At 67.0% G+C, this 14,534-nt stretch carries 13 protein-coding genes; 7 read left to right on the forward strand and 6 right to left on the reverse strand.

Annotated elements, in window-relative coordinates; genetic code table 11:
• Positions 1-795, forward strand: coding sequence for an endonuclease/exonuclease/phosphatase family protein (locus D575_RS0104245; RefSeq protein ID WP_018144671.1), 795 nt, complete (start codon positions 1-3; stop codon positions 793-795).
• On the opposite strand, the gene D575_RS0104250 is transcribed toward D575_RS0104245, so the two are convergent.
• Entirely contained in the window at positions 758-2,485 is a 1,728-nt protein-coding gene (locus D575_RS0104250; protein ID WP_018144672.1) for a potassium/proton antiporter, read from the reverse strand. The two genes, D575_RS0104245 and D575_RS0104250, sit on opposite strands and share 38 nt — an antisense overlap.
• An 88-nt stretch (positions 2,486-2,573) precedes the next feature.
• On the opposite strand from D575_RS0104250, the gene D575_RS0104255 reads away from it, so the two are divergent.
• Positions 2,574-3,533 carry a lipid A deacylase LpxR family protein gene (locus D575_RS0104255; protein WP_018144673.1) on the forward strand — a complete coding sequence of 320 codons (960 nt, stop codon included), beginning with the start codon at positions 2,574-2,576 and terminating at the stop codon, positions 3,531-3,533.
• A gap of 10 nt (positions 3,534-3,543) precedes the next feature.
• On the opposite strand, the gene D575_RS0104260 is transcribed toward D575_RS0104255, so the two are convergent.
• A complete protein-coding gene (locus tag D575_RS0104260) occupies positions 3,544-4,512 on the reverse strand; it encodes an MBL fold metallo-hydrolase (protein ID WP_018144674.1) in 969 nt (322 codons plus the stop codon).
• Between the two features lie 160 nt (positions 4,513-4,672).
• Between D575_RS0104260 and D575_RS0104265 the strand changes: the two genes are divergently transcribed.
• Genes D575_RS0104265 through dut form a run of 3 tightly spaced genes read left to right on the forward strand, consistent with a single transcriptional unit; the run spans position 4,673 to position 6,985 of the window.
• Positions 4,673-5,275: a DUF502 domain-containing protein gene (locus D575_RS0104265; protein WP_018144675.1), complete on the forward strand. Its 603-nt coding sequence runs from the start codon at positions 4,673-4,675 to the stop codon at positions 5,273-5,275.
• A 10-nt stretch (positions 5,276-5,285) separates the two neighbouring features.
• Positions 5,286-6,503, forward strand: a complete 1,218-nt coding sequence (gene coaBC, locus D575_RS0104270; protein WP_018144676.1) for a bifunctional phosphopantothenoylcysteine decarboxylase/phosphopantothenate--cysteine ligase CoaBC — start codon at positions 5,286-5,288, stop codon at positions 6,501-6,503.
• Positions 6,504-6,523: 20 nt separating this feature from the next.
• Positions 6,524-6,985, forward strand: a complete 462-nt coding sequence (gene dut, locus D575_RS0104275; protein ID WP_018144677.1) for a dUTP diphosphatase — start codon at positions 6,524-6,526, stop codon at positions 6,983-6,985.
• Between the two features lie 24 nt (positions 6,986-7,009).
• Here dut and hmpA read toward each other — a convergent pair whose 3' ends face one another.
• Complete coding sequence (gene hmpA, locus D575_RS0104280) at positions 7,010-8,191, reverse strand: NO-inducible flavohemoprotein (protein ID WP_018144678.1); 1,182 nt, start codon at positions 8,189-8,191, stop codon at positions 7,010-7,012.
• A 175-nt stretch (positions 8,192-8,366) separates the two neighbouring features.
• Between hmpA and argB the strand changes: the two genes are divergently transcribed.
• Complete coding sequence (argB, locus tag D575_RS0104285; RefSeq protein ID WP_018144679.1) at positions 8,367-9,245, forward strand: acetylglutamate kinase; 879 nt, start codon at positions 8,367-8,369, stop codon at positions 9,243-9,245.
• On the opposite strand, the gene D575_RS0104290 is transcribed toward argB, so the two are convergent.
• Positions 9,235-9,903: a DUF4124 domain-containing protein gene (locus D575_RS0104290; RefSeq protein ID WP_018144680.1), complete on the reverse strand. Its 669-nt coding sequence runs from the start codon at positions 9,901-9,903 to the stop codon at positions 9,235-9,237. The two genes, argB and D575_RS0104290, sit on opposite strands and share 11 nt — an antisense overlap.
• On the opposite strand from D575_RS0104290, the gene D575_RS0104295 reads away from it, so the two are divergent.
• Complete coding sequence (locus D575_RS0104295; protein WP_018144681.1) at positions 9,896-10,657, forward strand: sulfite exporter TauE/SafE family protein; 762 nt, start codon at positions 9,896-9,898, stop codon at positions 10,655-10,657. The two genes, D575_RS0104290 and D575_RS0104295, sit on opposite strands and share 8 nt — an antisense overlap.
• Before the next feature lie 250 nt (positions 10,658-10,907).
• On the opposite strand, the gene D575_RS0104300 is transcribed toward D575_RS0104295, so the two are convergent.
• Entirely contained in the window at positions 10,908-13,091 is a 2,184-nt protein-coding gene (locus tag D575_RS0104300; RefSeq protein WP_018144682.1) for an HAD-IIB family hydrolase, read from the reverse strand.
• Positions 13,088-14,485, reverse strand: coding sequence for a glycoside hydrolase 100 family protein (locus tag D575_RS0104305; RefSeq protein WP_018144683.1), 1,398 nt, complete (start codon positions 14,483-14,485; stop codon positions 13,088-13,090). The genes D575_RS0104300 and D575_RS0104305 overlap by 4 nt, the downstream gene beginning before the upstream one ends.
• Positions 14,486-14,534 lie beyond the last annotated feature (49 nt).

The following is a 14,534-nucleotide window of genomic DNA, read 5'->3' on the forward strand; positions in this document are numbered from 1 at the left end:
ATGAGGCTCGTCAGCTGGAATTGCAACGGCGCGTTGCGCAACAAGCTCGATGCAATCGCCAGACTGGATGCCGATGTACTCGTCGTTCAGGAATGCGAGGATCCCGCTCGCTCGACTCCGGCCTTCCACCAGTGGGCCGGCAATTACCTCTGGGCCGGCGAATCACGGCACAAAGGCATCGGGATATTTCCGCGAAAAGGCCATTCGGTTCGAGCCCTGCACTGGTCCGGAAACTTTCAGCTGCCCGGGCTTTCCGGGACCAGCCCGGCCCTCGAATGGGCAACGGACGATCTGAAACTATTTCTGCCGTTCGTGCTGGACGAGAATCAGGTCTTCATCGCCGTCTGGACCAAGGGCAGTAACCAGCAGGCCTTTCGGTACATCGGACAATTCTGGAAATACCTCCAGATCCACCGCGAACAAATCCGTCAGCATCAGGCGGTCATCGTTGGCGACTTCAACAGCAACACGGTCTGGGATCGCCCCGACCAATGGTGGAATCACACCGACGTCGTGTCCGAACTCGAGGCAATCGGGCTGCGAAGCCTTTACCACCACCAGTTCGACGAATCACAGGGCGGCGAGTCCCAGGCCACGTTCTATCTCCAGCGAAACGCGAACAAGCCTTATCACATTGACTACGCCTTCGTACCCCGCGACCGGCTGGCACAGTGCGCGATCGAAATCGGCTACCCGACCGATTACTGGCTGAAAGTCAGCGACCACATGCCCCTGCTTTTAACCTGGCAGGATATGATCACGAAGGCTTCAGCAGCTTCAAGCCGACGCGGGTGATGCGGGCGCCGTCCATTTCGCGGATGACCAGGCGCATCGGGCCGAGATCGACGGCATCGCCGACGACCGGTTCGGCCTGGAGCTCGCGACGCAGATAGACCTCCAGGGTTTCACCCTGGCGTTCGGGCGGGACCGGGGCTCCATAGGCCATGCCGACTGCGCCCAGCTGGGCGTCGCCGTTGAGCGCGAATTCGCCGAACACGCTGCGCTCGGTGAGGCGTTCCGGCACCTCGTCCTTGGGCACGAACAGGCGGTCGAGATCATGCAGATCCGCGGGCGTGACCATGATGTAGAGGTGGTCGCCGGCGTGCAGATCCAGCAGCTCCAGGGTCTCCAGCAATTTGCCCTTGCGCAGATGCGCCACCACCCGCGCGCTGCCCGGCAAGCGGAAATTCGACCAGGCCTCGCGCACCACCGGGGTGGTCTCCGCCAGACGGTAGCCGACCAGCTCCATCTCCTGCTGCCCCGGAATGTCGAGCTCGGTGCGCTGCACCCGCGCGGTGGTGGGGGGCAACTCCAGCCCCAGCCAGCGTGCCGAGGTCGCGACGGTCCAGCCCTGCACCAGCAGCGAGATCAGCACGACGAAGAACACCACGTGGAAGAAGTAGCCAGCCAGTTCCAGCCCGGCCAGCAGTGGGAACAACGCGAGGATAATCGGCACCGCCCCGCGCAGACCGACCCAGGAGATGAATACCTGCTCGCGCCAGGGAAAGCGGAACGGATAGAGGCAAATCCACACCGCCAGCGGCCGCGCGATCAGGATCAGCACGGCGGCGACCAGGCCGGCGTCCAGCGCCACCGGCGGGAGCTCGGACGGGGCGACGATCATGCCCAGCATCAGGAACATGCCGATCTGCGCCAGCGAGGCGATGCCGTCGTGGAAGCGCTTGATGTTCTGCGAGGCCTCCAGCGGTCGGTTGCCGAGCAGCAGCCCCGCCAGGTACACGGCGAGGAACCCGGAACCGCCGACCAGCCCGGTGAGCCCGAAGATGGCCAGTGCCCCGGCCATCGCAAACAGCGGATAAAGCCCGGCCGCCATCGGCACCCGGTTGATCAGCGCGAGCAGGGCAAAGCCGCCACCCACCCCGAGCAACGCGCCCAGGCCCATCTGCTGGACGAACTCGACCAGCACCACCAGGCCGAACTGCTGTTCCGGCATCAGCAGCAGTTCGATCAGCACAATGGTCAGGAAGATCGCCATCGGGTCGTTGGAGCCGGACTCGATCTCGAGCGTGGCGCCGACACGGCTCTTCAGCTCCAGCCCGCGCGAGCGCAGCAGGGAGAACACCGCCGCAGCATCGGTGGACCCGACAATCGCCCCGAGCAGCAGCCCCTCCAGCCAGGACAGTCCCAGCCACCACACGGCAAACGCCCCGGTCAGCCCCGAGGTGACGATGACCCCGAGTGTGGCCAGGCCCAGCGCCGGTTTCAGCCCGATGCGGAAATTGCGCGCCGGTGTGCGCATCCCGCCGTCGAACAGGATGATCGCCAGCGCCGCCGAGCCGATCAGATAGGCAACGGTGATATTCTCGAACACCAGACCGCCCGGGCCTTCCGGGCCCAGCAGCATCCCGATGACCAGAAACACCAGCAACAGGGGCACACCCAGCCGCGAGGTGATCACGCTCGAAAGGATGCTCCCCAGCAGCACGATCGCGGCCAGGAAGATGATCTGGTTGGAGAGGTCCATGCGCCAATCATACCGGAACGCCCCCGCATCCCGACGGCGCTCCACCCGCTGGAGAGAGGCTGGCCTGCTGGCCACGGCACTCCTGTGCGTGGCGGTCGCCAGCCCAACCAGCCTGGCCGGGAGCGGCGTGGATGCCCTGCACTTCGAATTCGAGAACGACCTGTTCGGGGGCGAGGATCGCTACTACACCAACGGGGTTCGCATCGGCTGGACGCGCAGCGAGGAACGCGTGCCACCCTGGCTGCGGACTGTGGCGGACAGCCTGCCGTTCTTCATCCGTCGCGAGGAGCCCGAACGCCTGAAGGCGGCGATCCACCTGGGTCAGAACATGTACACCCCGGAGGACATCGAGCGCACGTTACCGGACCCGGATGATCGGCCCTACGCCGGCTGGCTGTACCTGAATTTCAGCATGGCCGCGGAACACGAAGACCGACTGGACCGCCTGCAGGTCACGCTGGGCACGGTCGGCCCGGCCTCCCTGGCCGACCGTACCCAGAGGGAGGTCCACAACTGGTCCAGCGCGCCGGAGCCGCAAGGGTGGGATCACCAGATCGGCAATGAACCGACGCTGATGCTGGCCTACGAGCGCCAGTTGCGCGGCCGGTCCCATCGCACGCAAAACGGCTGGGGTGCCGACCTGACCCCGCACTGGGGCGCGGCGGCCGGGACACCCTTCACCTTCGCGAATGCCGGTGCCATCGTGCGCGCGGGGCGCAACCTGCCGGGCGATTACGGCCCGCCCCGGATCCGGCCGGCCCTGTCCGGCACCCACACCTTCGAGACCACCGCGCGCGCCGGCGGCTATGCGTTTGCCGGTGTCGACACGCGGCTCATGCTCTACGACCTGTTCCTGGACGGCCCGGTCTTTCGTGACGGACCCTCGGTGGACAAGCACCCCGTGGTGGGCGAGCTCACCGCGGGGTTCGTGTTCCATGTGGGCGGGGTGCGCCTGGGCTACACCCATGTCTGGCGCTCGCGCGAATTCAGCGGCCAGGCCAAGGGCGCGGCCGAGTTCGGCTCGCTGCACGCCACCTGGCAGTTCTGAACGCCGGGATTCAGAACACCGCAGCCTCGACGGCCGGGTAGGTAGTGGCCACCGAGCGGTCGATCTTGTCCTCGAAGCCGGGGTAGTGATCGATCAGATCGGCCATGCGCTCGCGCACCAGCGGCACGGTCTCGAAATCGGCCAGCCCCTGTTCCACCCCTTCCTCAATCGCATCCCAAAGGGTGACCAGATAGCGCTGCAGCCGGTCCAGCGCCTGCGCATCCTCCAGCCGACCGTGGCCGGGTACGACCACCGCCGGTTCCAGCGCAATCAACTCGTCCAGCAGGTCGATCCATTGCGCGACATCGCCATCCCAGACCGACGGCGCACGATCGCTGTAGACCACGTCCCCGGCCAGCAGGACCCGCGTCTGCGGCAGCCAGACGCTCAGGTCTCCCGGCGAATGGGCACCCCCGGAGGGAAGGATCACGACCTCGGTGCCGCCGAGATCACGGGTGATGCGCTCGTCCACCGCAACATTCGGCAACAGCGGCGTGGTGTCACCGGTCGCGCCCTCGGTCATCTCGCGGAAATTCTCGACCCAGCCGTCGCCCTCCGCCTCCATGCGGGCTAGCGCGTCGGAACCGGCCATGATCTCCGGGTCGGAATCGGCGAAGGCGTGGTTGCCCAGCCAGTGATCCCCGTGGCTGTGGCTGTTCACGATCCAGCGCACCGGTTGATCGGTAACCTCGGCAATCGCCTCGCGCAGCGCCACACCCATGGTCTCGGAAGACCCGGTGTCGAACACCAGCACCCCGTCGTCGGTCACCACGAACGCCATGTTCGCGTTCCAGCCGAGGTTCTCGCGACTGGGGAGATCCCGCGCCGGCGTCATCACCGCATAGACGCCCGGCGCCACCGCCTCGGGCGTCATCGCGTAGTCCTCGGGCGCGGCCGCGTCCGATGGCCCCGCGACGGAGGCCTGCGGTAGCGCAACCGCCGAGACTACCAGCGCCAGCAACCCGGTCCATCTGCTCATGATTCACTCCCTCTACCGGCAATAATGCCGCTCAAACCCAATTCATAGACTGCACCCGATCACGGAAGTGCCGCCCCGAGCAAGCGTGGACCGGCAGCCGACCGTACTGCGGACGCGGATGCGTTAGCATTCCGGAGATCCCCCCTGCACGGAGCCTGTTGTGCGCCGAATCTCCCGCACCTTCCTGACCGGCCTGGCCGCGATCCTCCCGGCCGCGATCACGCTGGCCCTGCTGTGGTGGCTGGGCAGCACCGCCGAGGATGTCCTCGGGGGCCTGCTGCAGGCCGTCCTGCCGGATCTGCTCTACTTCCCGGGCATGGGGATCCTGGCCGGCATCGGCCTGATCTTCGGCCTCGGGGTGTTGCTGCAGGCCTATGTCGTGCGCTGGCTGTTCGACTGGCTGGAGGGCCTGATGCAGCGCATCCCCGTGATCAAGACGATCCACGGCACCGTGCGCGACGTCACCAACCTGCTCTCCGGCGACATCCATCAGCGTTTCGGGAAGGCCGTGCTCGTCACGTTCCCCGGCACCGACTTCAAACTGGTCGGCTTTGTCACCCGCGAGGACTTCGAGGGCCTGCCGGACAACCTGGGGGGGCCGGAGACGCTCGCGGTCTACATGCCCATGAGCTACCAGATCGGCGGCTACACCCTGATGCTGCCGCGCGAGCGGGTCGAGCCGCTGGACCTGCCGCTGGAGGATGCGATGCGCTACGCCCTGACCGCCGGCGTCTCCGCGCGCCAGGACAAGGGAACCGGGTAGAATCCGGCGCATGACGGAACACGACACCCAGCCCCGGATACTGGTCGGCATCAGCGGCGGCATCGCCGCCTACAAGGCCTGCGAGCTGGTGCGCGAATTGAAGCGCGCCGGCTGCGCGGTGCGCGTGGTGATGACCGCGGGCGCCCGCGCCTTCGTGACCCCGCTGACCTTCCAGGCCCTGTCCGGCGCGCCGGTGCGCACCGAACTGCTGGATGCCGAGGCCGAATCGGGCATGGACCATATCGCCCTGGCGCGCTGGGCCGATCGCATCGTGGTCGCCCCCGCGAGCGCCAACCTGATCGCCCGCTACGCCCAGGGCCTGGCGGACGACCTGCTGAGCACCCTGCTGCTGGCCACCACCGCGCCGGTCACCCTGGCGCCGGCGATGAACCACCGCATGTGGGCGCATCCGGCCACGCAGGCCAACATTGCGACCCTGGTCGAACGCGGCGTGACCCTGATCGGACCCGACAGCGGCGACCAGGCCTGCGGCGAGCAGGGCGAAGGCCGCCTGCGCGAGCCGGCCGCGATCGCGCGCGAACTGCTGCAGCCGGCAGACGCCCCGCTGGCCGGCCGCCAGGTGCTGATCACCGCCGGCCCCACGTTCGAACCCATCGACCCCGTGCGGTTTATCGGCAACCGCAGCTCCGGGCGCATGGGCTTCGCCCTGGCCGCGGCGGCGCGCGACGCCGGAGCGCGGGTGACGCTGGTGCACGGCCCCACCGCACAGGCCGTGCCCGCCGGCGTCGAGGGCGTTGCCACCGAAACCGCCGCCGCCATGCACGCCGCGGTGATGGAACGCCTGCCCGCGACCGACATCCTGATTGCAGCAGCGGCCGTGGCCGACTACCGTCCGGCCGCACCACAGACCCACAAGCTCAAGAAGTCCGACCCCACGATGAACCTGGCCCTGGAACGCACCCAGGACATCCTCGCCGACGCCACGCGCCAGGCGGCCACGCTCCCCCGGCGCCCGTTCCTGGTGGGCTTCGCCGCCGAGACCGAGGACCTGCGCGAGCACGCCGACAGCAAGCGCCGAAACAAGGGGCTCGACCTGATCGCGGCCAATCGCGTCGGTGAGGGCCTCGCCTTCGGTACTGCCGCCAACGAGCTGCTGTGTCTGTGGGAGGGCGGCGAGCGCACGCTGCCGAACCAGCCCAAGGCCCAACTGGCGCGCGCGCTGATCGACCTGGTCATCGAGCGCCTGAACCCACGCGAAACAGATTAGTCATTGCCAAGGAACCCCGGATGCCCGTCCCCGAGATTGACCTGAAGATCCTCGACCCGCGCATGGGCGCGGACTTCCCGCTGCCCGCCCCGGCTACCGACGGCTCCGCCGGCGTGGACCTGCGGGCAATGATCGGGGCCCCGCTGACGCTGGAGCCGGGCACGGCCGAGCTGATCCCGACCGGGCTGTCGATCCACATCGAGGACCCGGGCTATGCCGGGATGATCCTTCCGCGCTCCGGGCTAGGACACAAGCACGGCCTGGTGCTGGGGAATCTCGTGGGCCTGATCGACGCCGACTACCAGGGCCCGCTGATGGTCTCCTGCTGGAACCGGGGCGCGAGCGCCTACACACTCGAGATCGGCGAGCGCCTGGCGCAGCTCGTCATCGTCCCGGTCATCCAGCCGAAATTCCGCGTGGTCGAGGACTTCGAAGAGACCACCCGCGGCGCGGGCGGCTTCGGGTCTTCGGGCCGGGGCTGACCCCGGCCCGGCACCCCAACCGCGTCAGGTCTCCAGCGCGGAGGCGGGCCCGAAGAACTCGTAGTTCACCCGGTCGTCCGGGATACCCAGCCCGCGCAGGTGGGCGCGCACCTGCTGCATGAAGGGTTTCGGTCCCAGGAAATAGACATCCACCTCGCGGCTGTCGGGCAGCCACTCGGCGAGCTGCTCCCGGGTCAGGAAGCCTTCCGCATGCGGCTGGTCGCCGGCACGCGGTTCGCTGTAGCAATAACGACGCGTCAGACCGGACATCTGTTCTGCCTGACGTTCCACCCAGTCGTGGAACGCATGCACGCCACCGTGTCGCGCACAGTGGAGAAAGTGCACCTCGCGACCGTCCGCCAGCGCCGCCTCGGTCATCGCCACCGCGGGCGTAATCCCGATCCCCGCGGTCACGAAGGCCACGGGGCGATCCGACGTCCGCAGCACGAAATCGCCGGCCGGCGGGAAGACATCCAGCACGTCGCCCTCCTGAACCCGGTCATGCAGGAACGTCGAGGCAACACCGCCCGGCTCGCGCTTGACGCTGATGCGCAGGCTCTTGCCGTTCGCCGCCGCCGACAGGGAATAGTTCCGCCGTACCTCCTTGCCGTCGATCATCAGGCGCAGCCCGAGGTATTGCCCTGGCTGGTGCGGCGGGACGGGCTGACCGTCCACCGGCTGCAGATAGAACGAGGTGATCTCCTCGCTCTCGGGGAACTTGCGCTCCACACGAAAGGCGCGGGCACCACGCCAGCCGCCGGGTTGCTGTTCGTGCGCGGTGTACACGCCCTCTTCGGCCTCGATCAGGATGTCGGCCAGTTGCTGATAGGCCGCGCCCCAGGCCTCCAGCACCGCATCGGTCGCGACCTCCTCGCCCAGCACCTCGCGCATGGCCTGCAACAAGCAGGTGCCGACAATCGGGTAATGCTCGGGCTGCACCTGCAACGACACGTGCTTGTTGACGATCTGGCCCACCAGCGGGCCCAGGGCCTCCAGGTGGTCGATGTGCCGTGCGTAATTCAGGACCGCATTGGCAAGGGCCCGTGCCTGTTCGCCACTGGCCTGATGCGCCTGGTTGAACAGCGGCTGCACCTCCGGGTAGTCGCGCAACATGATCTCGTAGAAGTGACGGGTGAGGGCTTCGCCACCGGATTCCAGCAGCGGCACGGTTTGCTGGATGATCGCCTTCTGTTCGGTCGAGAGCATGGGACACCTTCGTTTGTTGTATGTGGTGCGCAGCTTTATACCCGCCACGGCGTCACCGGTCAAACCATGCATATCGAATCGACCTTCACGGAGACGCTGACCATGGCCGCCCCGACGCACCCGCAAGGCGGGGTGCTAAACTGCACGGCTGCGAAACCCGACAACCGGACCCGCCATGGATACCCAGACGGCCCATTCCGTTGCCCACGTACTGATTGAAGCGCTGCCCTATATCCAGCGCTTCGCAGGCAAGACCATCGTGATCAAGTACGGCGGCAACGCCATGACCGAGGACCACCTGAAGGCCTCGTTCGCGCGTGACATCGTTCTGCTCAAGCAGGTCGGCGTGAATCCAGTGGTCGTGCATGGCGGCGGACCGCAGATCGGCGAACTGCTGAAACGCCTGGGCAAGGAGACGGAATTCGTCAACGGCCTGCGCGTGACCGACCGCGAGACCATGGACGTGGTGCAGATGGTGCTCGGCGGGCTGGTGAACCAGGAGATCGTGTCGCTGATCAACCGCTTCGGCGGCCGGGCCGTCGGCCTGACCGGCAAGGACGGGCAGATGATCCGCGCGACCCCGTTGCGCGACTACAGCGCGGCCGAGGGCGAACCCAGCGTCGACCTGGGCCATGTCGGCCAGGTGGAAGGTGTGGACCCGAGCATCGTCCACACCCTGGATCAGAGTGACTTCATCCCGGTCATCGCCCCAATCGGCTTCGACCGCGATGGCAAGGCCTACAACATCAATGCCGACACCGCGGCCGAGAAGCTCGCCGTGGTGCTGGATGCGGAGAAGCTGTTCCTGCTGACCAACACCCCGGGTGTGCTCGACGGCAGCGGGGCGCTACTACCGCGCCTGGCCGCGCCGGAGGTGGATGCCATGATCCGCGACGGCACCATCCACGGCGGCATGATCCCGAAGATCCGCTGCGCCCTGGATGCCGTGCGCAGTGGCGTGAACGCCACCCACATCGTGGACGGCCGAGTGGAACACGCGGTGCTGCTGGAGCTGCTGACCGACCAGGGTGTGGGGACGTTGATCAGTCGTTAACGCGGCCGTTCAGCACCAGTTGCTGAAAGTCGCGGCGGTCCAGATCCAGGCGCTCGTGGATCGCGGACAGGCGCTCACGCTGGCCCCGACGGTACTGGCGCTCGCGGGCAATGCGCGCGTCCAGCTCATCCAGCTCCGCCCGGTAACGATCCGCCAGCGAGGAGTTTTCATTGGCGCCGTCCAGCTGCCGGCGGATGCGCTCGCGTTCACGCAACAGGGTCTTTTCCTGGGCCTCGCTGCGCAGGACATTGCCGCCAATCGATCGCTCGCGGCGCTCGCGCAGCTCCTCGATCTCCTCCAGCGAGGTGTAAGCCCGGCGCAACTGGTGCTCGCGCGCAACTCGATCCTGACGCGCGCGCTGCGTCGCCTCCAGGTTGCGTTCCGCCTGCTCGCGCTCGGCCGCGGCCTGCGCCCGCTCCTCGGCGCTCATCGGGGCCGGCAGGATCTCGCGCATGCGCCCCTCGGAGTCGTAGATGCGGCGTTCGCGCTGGCTGGTCTCGGGCTGCGGGGTGCTGGAATAGTGTACGGTCCCGTTATCATCCACCCAGCGGTAGATATCCGCCTGGACCGGGACCGCGAGCCCCAGCAACAACGCACCGGCCAGCGCCGGGCGAAAAAGCCCTGACCGCTGCCCATTCCACACACCCCAAATGACCATTTTCGAACACCTCGGACTCGTCTTCATCGCCATCGTGGCCAACGGGTTCTCCGCGTTGGCCGGTGGCGGGGCGGGCCTGTTGCAATTGCCCGCCCTGATTTTTCTGGGCCTTCCCTACCCCGTGGCACTGGCCACCCACAAGATCGCATCCGTGGCCCTGGGTGCCGGTGCCGGCCTGCGCCACTTCAAGAAAAGCACATTCGAGCCCGGGCGCCTAGCCATTATCCTGCTGGCCGGTCTGCCTGGGGTGTTAATCGGTGCCTGGCTGGTGTTGGGGATCCCGCCGCGGGCCGGCGAAATCGCCCTGGGTCTGCTGACCATCGGCCTCGGCTGGTACTCCTGGCGCCGCCCGCAGCTCGGGCAGGTGGTGCGCGAGATCGGCTTTTCCTGGAGCCACGCCCTGATCGGCGCGGCCGGTCTGTTCCTGATCGGCATCCTGAACGGCTCGCTGGCCTCGGGCACGGGGCTAATGGTCACCCTGTGGCTGGTGCGCTGGTACGGCATGAACTATACCCAGGCGGTCGCCTACACCATGGTCCTGGTCGGCCTGGTCTGGAACGGGGCGGGCGCCCTGATGCTCGGGACGCTCGGCACGGTGCAGTGGGACTGGCTGCCGGCGCTGCTGGTGGGCAGTTTTGTTGGCGGATATCTGGGCGCCTGGGCGGCCCAGCACTACGGCAACCGCCTGGTCAAACGCGCCTTCGAGGTCGTCACCGTCCTCACCGGGATCGCCCTGCTGCTGCCCGTGCCCTGACAGAAAAAGAAAGCACGGGAAGGAAGAAGGGAGGCCCGGAGGGGCGTTCAGTACGATGCGGTTGAGCGCAGCGAAACGCACCCATTCCCGCAGCGTGCCAGTCCCTTGATGGGATTCGCTGCGCTCATCCCATCCTACGACCCGGTGGCTGGCTGAACGTCTTTGCTTATCAGGTCCGGCCTTCCAGCCTCCCTGGGAATGGCTGCTGACCTGGAACCCGCTCCTTCGTGTGCTTCGGGGTGAAAAAGACCTATTCTTCGGCCTCGGCGTCGCCCGGGCTTTCGCAGCGGTTGAGGAGGTCGAAGTGCTCGATCCCTTCGAGGAGGCCCCGCGCGTGCGTGGCCCCGGCGAAGAAGATGCGCTGGAAGCCGCGCAGGCTCTCCAGCTCTGGCTGATGGTTGCCCACCACCGTCCCCAGCAGGCGCCCACGCAGCATGTCCTCGTCGTTGCCGGAATCGCCGGCGACCAGCACGTGCTCCAGCGGGATGCCCCACTTGTCGGAGAGATAGCGCACCGCCAGGCCCTTGGAGGCGCGCACCGGCAGCAGGTCGAGGAACCGGTCGTGCGAGTAAATCACCCGGGCGTGCAGGTCCTCGCGGTATAGCCGGCTCTCCACCGCCTTCGCATCCAGACTGCCGGGCGGCTCGACGAAAAAGCTGACCTTGAATGCGCGCTGGTCCACATCCGGCTGAAGGACCAGATTTTTCTCCTGCTGCAGACATTCGCGCAGCCGGTCCGGCTCCCAGCGATGACTGATATGTCGCGCCCAGCCGCGATCCTCGGTCTGCTTGGTGCCGTAATGAATCTCGCTGCCCACCGAGGTGATCCAGACGTCCGGGGTGGGCACGCCATGCTCCTCGAGGATCGCCGCGGCCGAATCGATGCGCCGTCCCGTGGCCACGCCGAAGGCGACACGCTTGCGATTGCGCTTGAGCCAGGCGACGAAGGCACGAGTGGCCTTGTCATCGCCCAGCAGGGTGTTGTCGATGTCGGTGATCACGGCGCGATCCATCTGCGCCAGATGACCGGAGACCCGGCGCTCGTGGTGGCGCTCCTGGCGCACCTCGCGGGTCAGCGACTTCACCAGTTTGACGTATTTCTCGGCGTGGCCGTCCCAGGAATAGTGCTGGCGCACGCCCTTGAGCCCGGCGCGCGAGTAACGCTGCCAGCGCGGACGATCCGCCAGGATGGCCTGGATCGCGGCGGCGATGCCCTCCGGGTCCAGCGGATCGATCAACTGTCCGTTGTGGCAGCGCGAGATGATCTCCTCCGGTCCGCCGTCGTTGGTGGCCACGATGGGGGCGCCGCTGGCCGCGGCCTCGATCAGGGTCAGGCCGAAGGGCTCGGTCAGCGCCGGGTTCACGAACACGCCCTTGCTGGAGGCCACCAGGCGGTAGAGATCCGGCACGTCGTCGGAGTCGTGGTGCTTCGGGTAGGCCACCAGGCCATGCAGGTCGTGGCGATCGATCCGCAGGAGCAGATCGGTCATGACGTCGCGCGCGCCCTTGTCGAGGTCGGCGATGTCGTCACGGTTACCAGCAACGATCAGCAGGTTCGCGTTCTCGCGCAGCCAGTCATTCCCGGCGTAGGCCTCCACCAGGCCGCGGATGTTCTTGCGCTCGTCGGCGCGCGACAGGGCCATGATCAGCGGGCGATCGGGGGTTTCCAGGAAGCGCCGGACGGCGGCCCAGATCGGGGGCTTACGCTGGCCCCGCTTCGGCGGATGGAAGCGCGTCAGGTCCGTGCCCGGCGGAATCACCTCCATGCGCTCCGGCTGATAGTTGTCGTAGGTCGCGTACTGTTCCCCGATCTCCTGGCGGGTACTGGCAATCACGCGGTGGGCATGGGCCAGCGCCTCCTCCTCCGCATGAATGCGGGTGGAGATGTTGTAGCGCGCCTCGATGTCGGCATCCGACATCCCGCTCTCGCGCAGGCGTTCGCGCTTGACCCGCCCCAGCGAGTGGCCGGTCTGCAGCATCGGCGCGCCCAGCAGGTTCGACAGCTGCACCGCGACATGCCCGGCATCGGCGTAATGCCCGTGGATCACGTCCGGCCGCAGCCCCACCCGCCGGATATGCCCCAGGGCGTTGTCGGCGAAGCAGTCCAGATAGGGCCAGAGCTTCTCCTTGCGCAGGTAGCGCCGCGGGCCGCAGTCCAGACGCACGATATGGGCCCCATCGCCCAGGTCTTCTTCCGGTTCGGCGTAGTCGGCGGATACCTTGCTGTCGACCACCCGCCGGGTCAGCAGGTCAACCCGGCCGACCTGCGGGTGGCGGGCCAGCGCCCGCGCGAGCTCGACCACATAGAGCGTCTGCCCGCCAGTGTCGGCGTCACGGCCGAGCTCCATCTCCCGCCCGCGGACCAGGCCGTGGACACTGATCAGGACGAGATAAAGGCCTTCACCGTCGCGTGACTTGCTCTGGGTCTTTTTCATGGCACCTCGGGTTCCGGGCTGTCGAACAGGCTGAGGGTCTCGGGATTGTCGATCAGGCCCTGCGAAACGAGCACCGCGGTCGCCGACCAGGTCTGGCGATAGTTGGCTCGCCGGCCGACCAGACGACCATGGCGCCCGTCGTAGTACTCCGGCCAGTTATCGCGATACAGGCGCTCGGCCGCGACCGCATGCACGCTACGCGCGAGATCCGGCCGCCCGACGCGCAGGGCCGCGCCAGTGAACGCCCACAACAGCGCCGGCCAGTTGCCGCCGTTGTGGTAGGACCACGGGGTATTCTTGGGATCGGACCCGGTCAGCAGCCGCCACTCCTCGCCCACCATCGCCGGATAGCAGATCTTGACCGGCATGGTCCCGATCAGGTCCTCGAAGCGCTGCTCGAAGGTCTGCATGATCGAACGCGACTGGTGCTCGTCGGCCAGCCCGAACAGTACCGCCAGCAGGTTGCCGAAACTGAAGAAGCGAAAGTCCATGCGTCCGGGGCCGAGGTTGCCGACCAGGTAGCCGCTCTCCGAAGGGATCCAGTCCACCAGCCAGTCGGGGATGCTCTCGGGATAGATGTTCAGCGAGTTCTCGGACTCGTGGCCGAAGTGCTCGGTGCGATAGCGATGGATATCGTTCAGCCGCTCGAGATCCAGCCAGTAGTAATTGCGAATGTAATCGGACAGCTGCCGCGTACGAATCGCGGACTGCTCGCACAAGAGCTCCGAATCCTTGTCGCAGGGTTCGAGCATCGCCAGCGAGGCCTTCAGCATCCCGTAGAACAGGGCCTGGATCTCCAGCGGGTGGCCGAACACCCCCATGCGCCGGTCGATCATGAAGCTGCCGTCCGGGACCAGCAGGGTCGGGAAGACCTCGAAGCGGTCCTGCAGGCAGATGCTCAGGATCAGCCGGATGCCGCGCTGCACGTCGGCGCTCTTGATGAAGGCATCGTCGCCCGTGCGGTTCTGGTAGGCGCGCAGCAAAAGCACCCACCACATCATCGAGTCCACCGGCGCCACGCGCCCGATCGCGCGATCCCCGAAGTCCGCGGCCAGCGACTCGCGGCCGTTCTCGTCGGTGAACACGCGGAAGCTCGCCGGCATCACTCGCGGCAGGCGGCGATGGCCCTCGATCTCTTCCTGGGTATCGCGGATCTGCAGGATCAGCGCGAGAAAGTCGCGCACCACCTCGGGCTCGTCGTTCATCAGATAAACCAGCCCCGACGGCACAAAGTCACGGATGAAGCAGTCGGCATAGTTTTCCGCGGGCGCCCGCTCGTCCAGGCTGGCCACCGTGCCCACCGTGCGCCCGCGATAGCGCACCTCGGCATCGTGCAGCAGCTGGTAGGCGGATTCGAGCGTCGGATTGCGGGCGTCGGGCGGGAGCTGATTCATGACCCCGAGTCTATGTAAACGCGTGCGTTTGTGCACGCACCGGGACCGC

Source organism: Thioalkalivibrio sp. AKL6, from assembly GCF_000376905.1.
In the GTDB taxonomy this organism is placed as follows: Bacteria; Pseudomonadota; Gammaproteobacteria; order Ectothiorhodospirales; family Ectothiorhodospiraceae; genus Thioalkalivibrio; species Thioalkalivibrio versutus.

What these genes read in the sequence shown, in the direction of transcription:
- D575_RS0104245 (WP_018144671.1), top strand. Translation starts at nt 1, where the DNA reads ATGAGGCTCGTCAGCTGGAATTGCAACGGCGCGTTGCGCAACAAGCTC.
- D575_RS0104250 (WP_018144672.1), bottom strand. Translation starts at nt 2,485, where the DNA reads ATGGACCTCTCCAACCAGATCATCTTCCTGGCCGCGATCGTGCTGCTG.
- D575_RS0104260 (WP_018144674.1), bottom strand. Translation starts at nt 4,512, where the DNA reads ATGAGCAGATGGACCGGGTTGCTGGCGCTGGTAGTCTCGGCGGTTGCG.
- coaBC (WP_018144676.1), top strand. Translation starts at nt 5,286, where the DNA reads ATGACGGAACACGACACCCAGCCCCGGATACTGGTCGGCATCAGCGGC.
- dut (WP_018144677.1), top strand. Translation starts at nt 6,524, where the DNA reads ATGCCCGTCCCCGAGATTGACCTGAAGATCCTCGACCCGCGCATGGGC.
- hmpA (WP_018144678.1), bottom strand. Translation starts at nt 8,191, where the DNA reads ATGCTCTCGACCGAACAGAAGGCGATCATCCAGCAAACCGTGCCGCTG.
- argB (WP_018144679.1), top strand. Translation starts at nt 8,367, where the DNA reads ATGGATACCCAGACGGCCCATTCCGTTGCCCACGTACTGATTGAAGCG.
- D575_RS0104295 (WP_018144681.1), top strand. Translation starts at nt 9,896, where the DNA reads ATGACCATTTTCGAACACCTCGGACTCGTCTTCATCGCCATCGTGGCC.
- D575_RS0104290 (WP_018144680.1), bottom strand. Translation starts at nt 9,903, where the DNA reads ATGGTCATTTGGGGTGTGTGGAATGGGCAGCGGTCAGGGCTTTTTCGC.
- D575_RS0104300 (WP_018144682.1), bottom strand. Translation starts at nt 13,091, where the DNA reads ATGAAAAAGACCCAGAGCAAGTCACGCGACGGTGAAGGCCTTTATCTC.
- D575_RS0104305 (WP_018144683.1), bottom strand. Translation starts at nt 14,485, where the DNA reads ATGAATCAGCTCCCGCCCGACGCCCGCAATCCGACGCTCGAATCCGCC.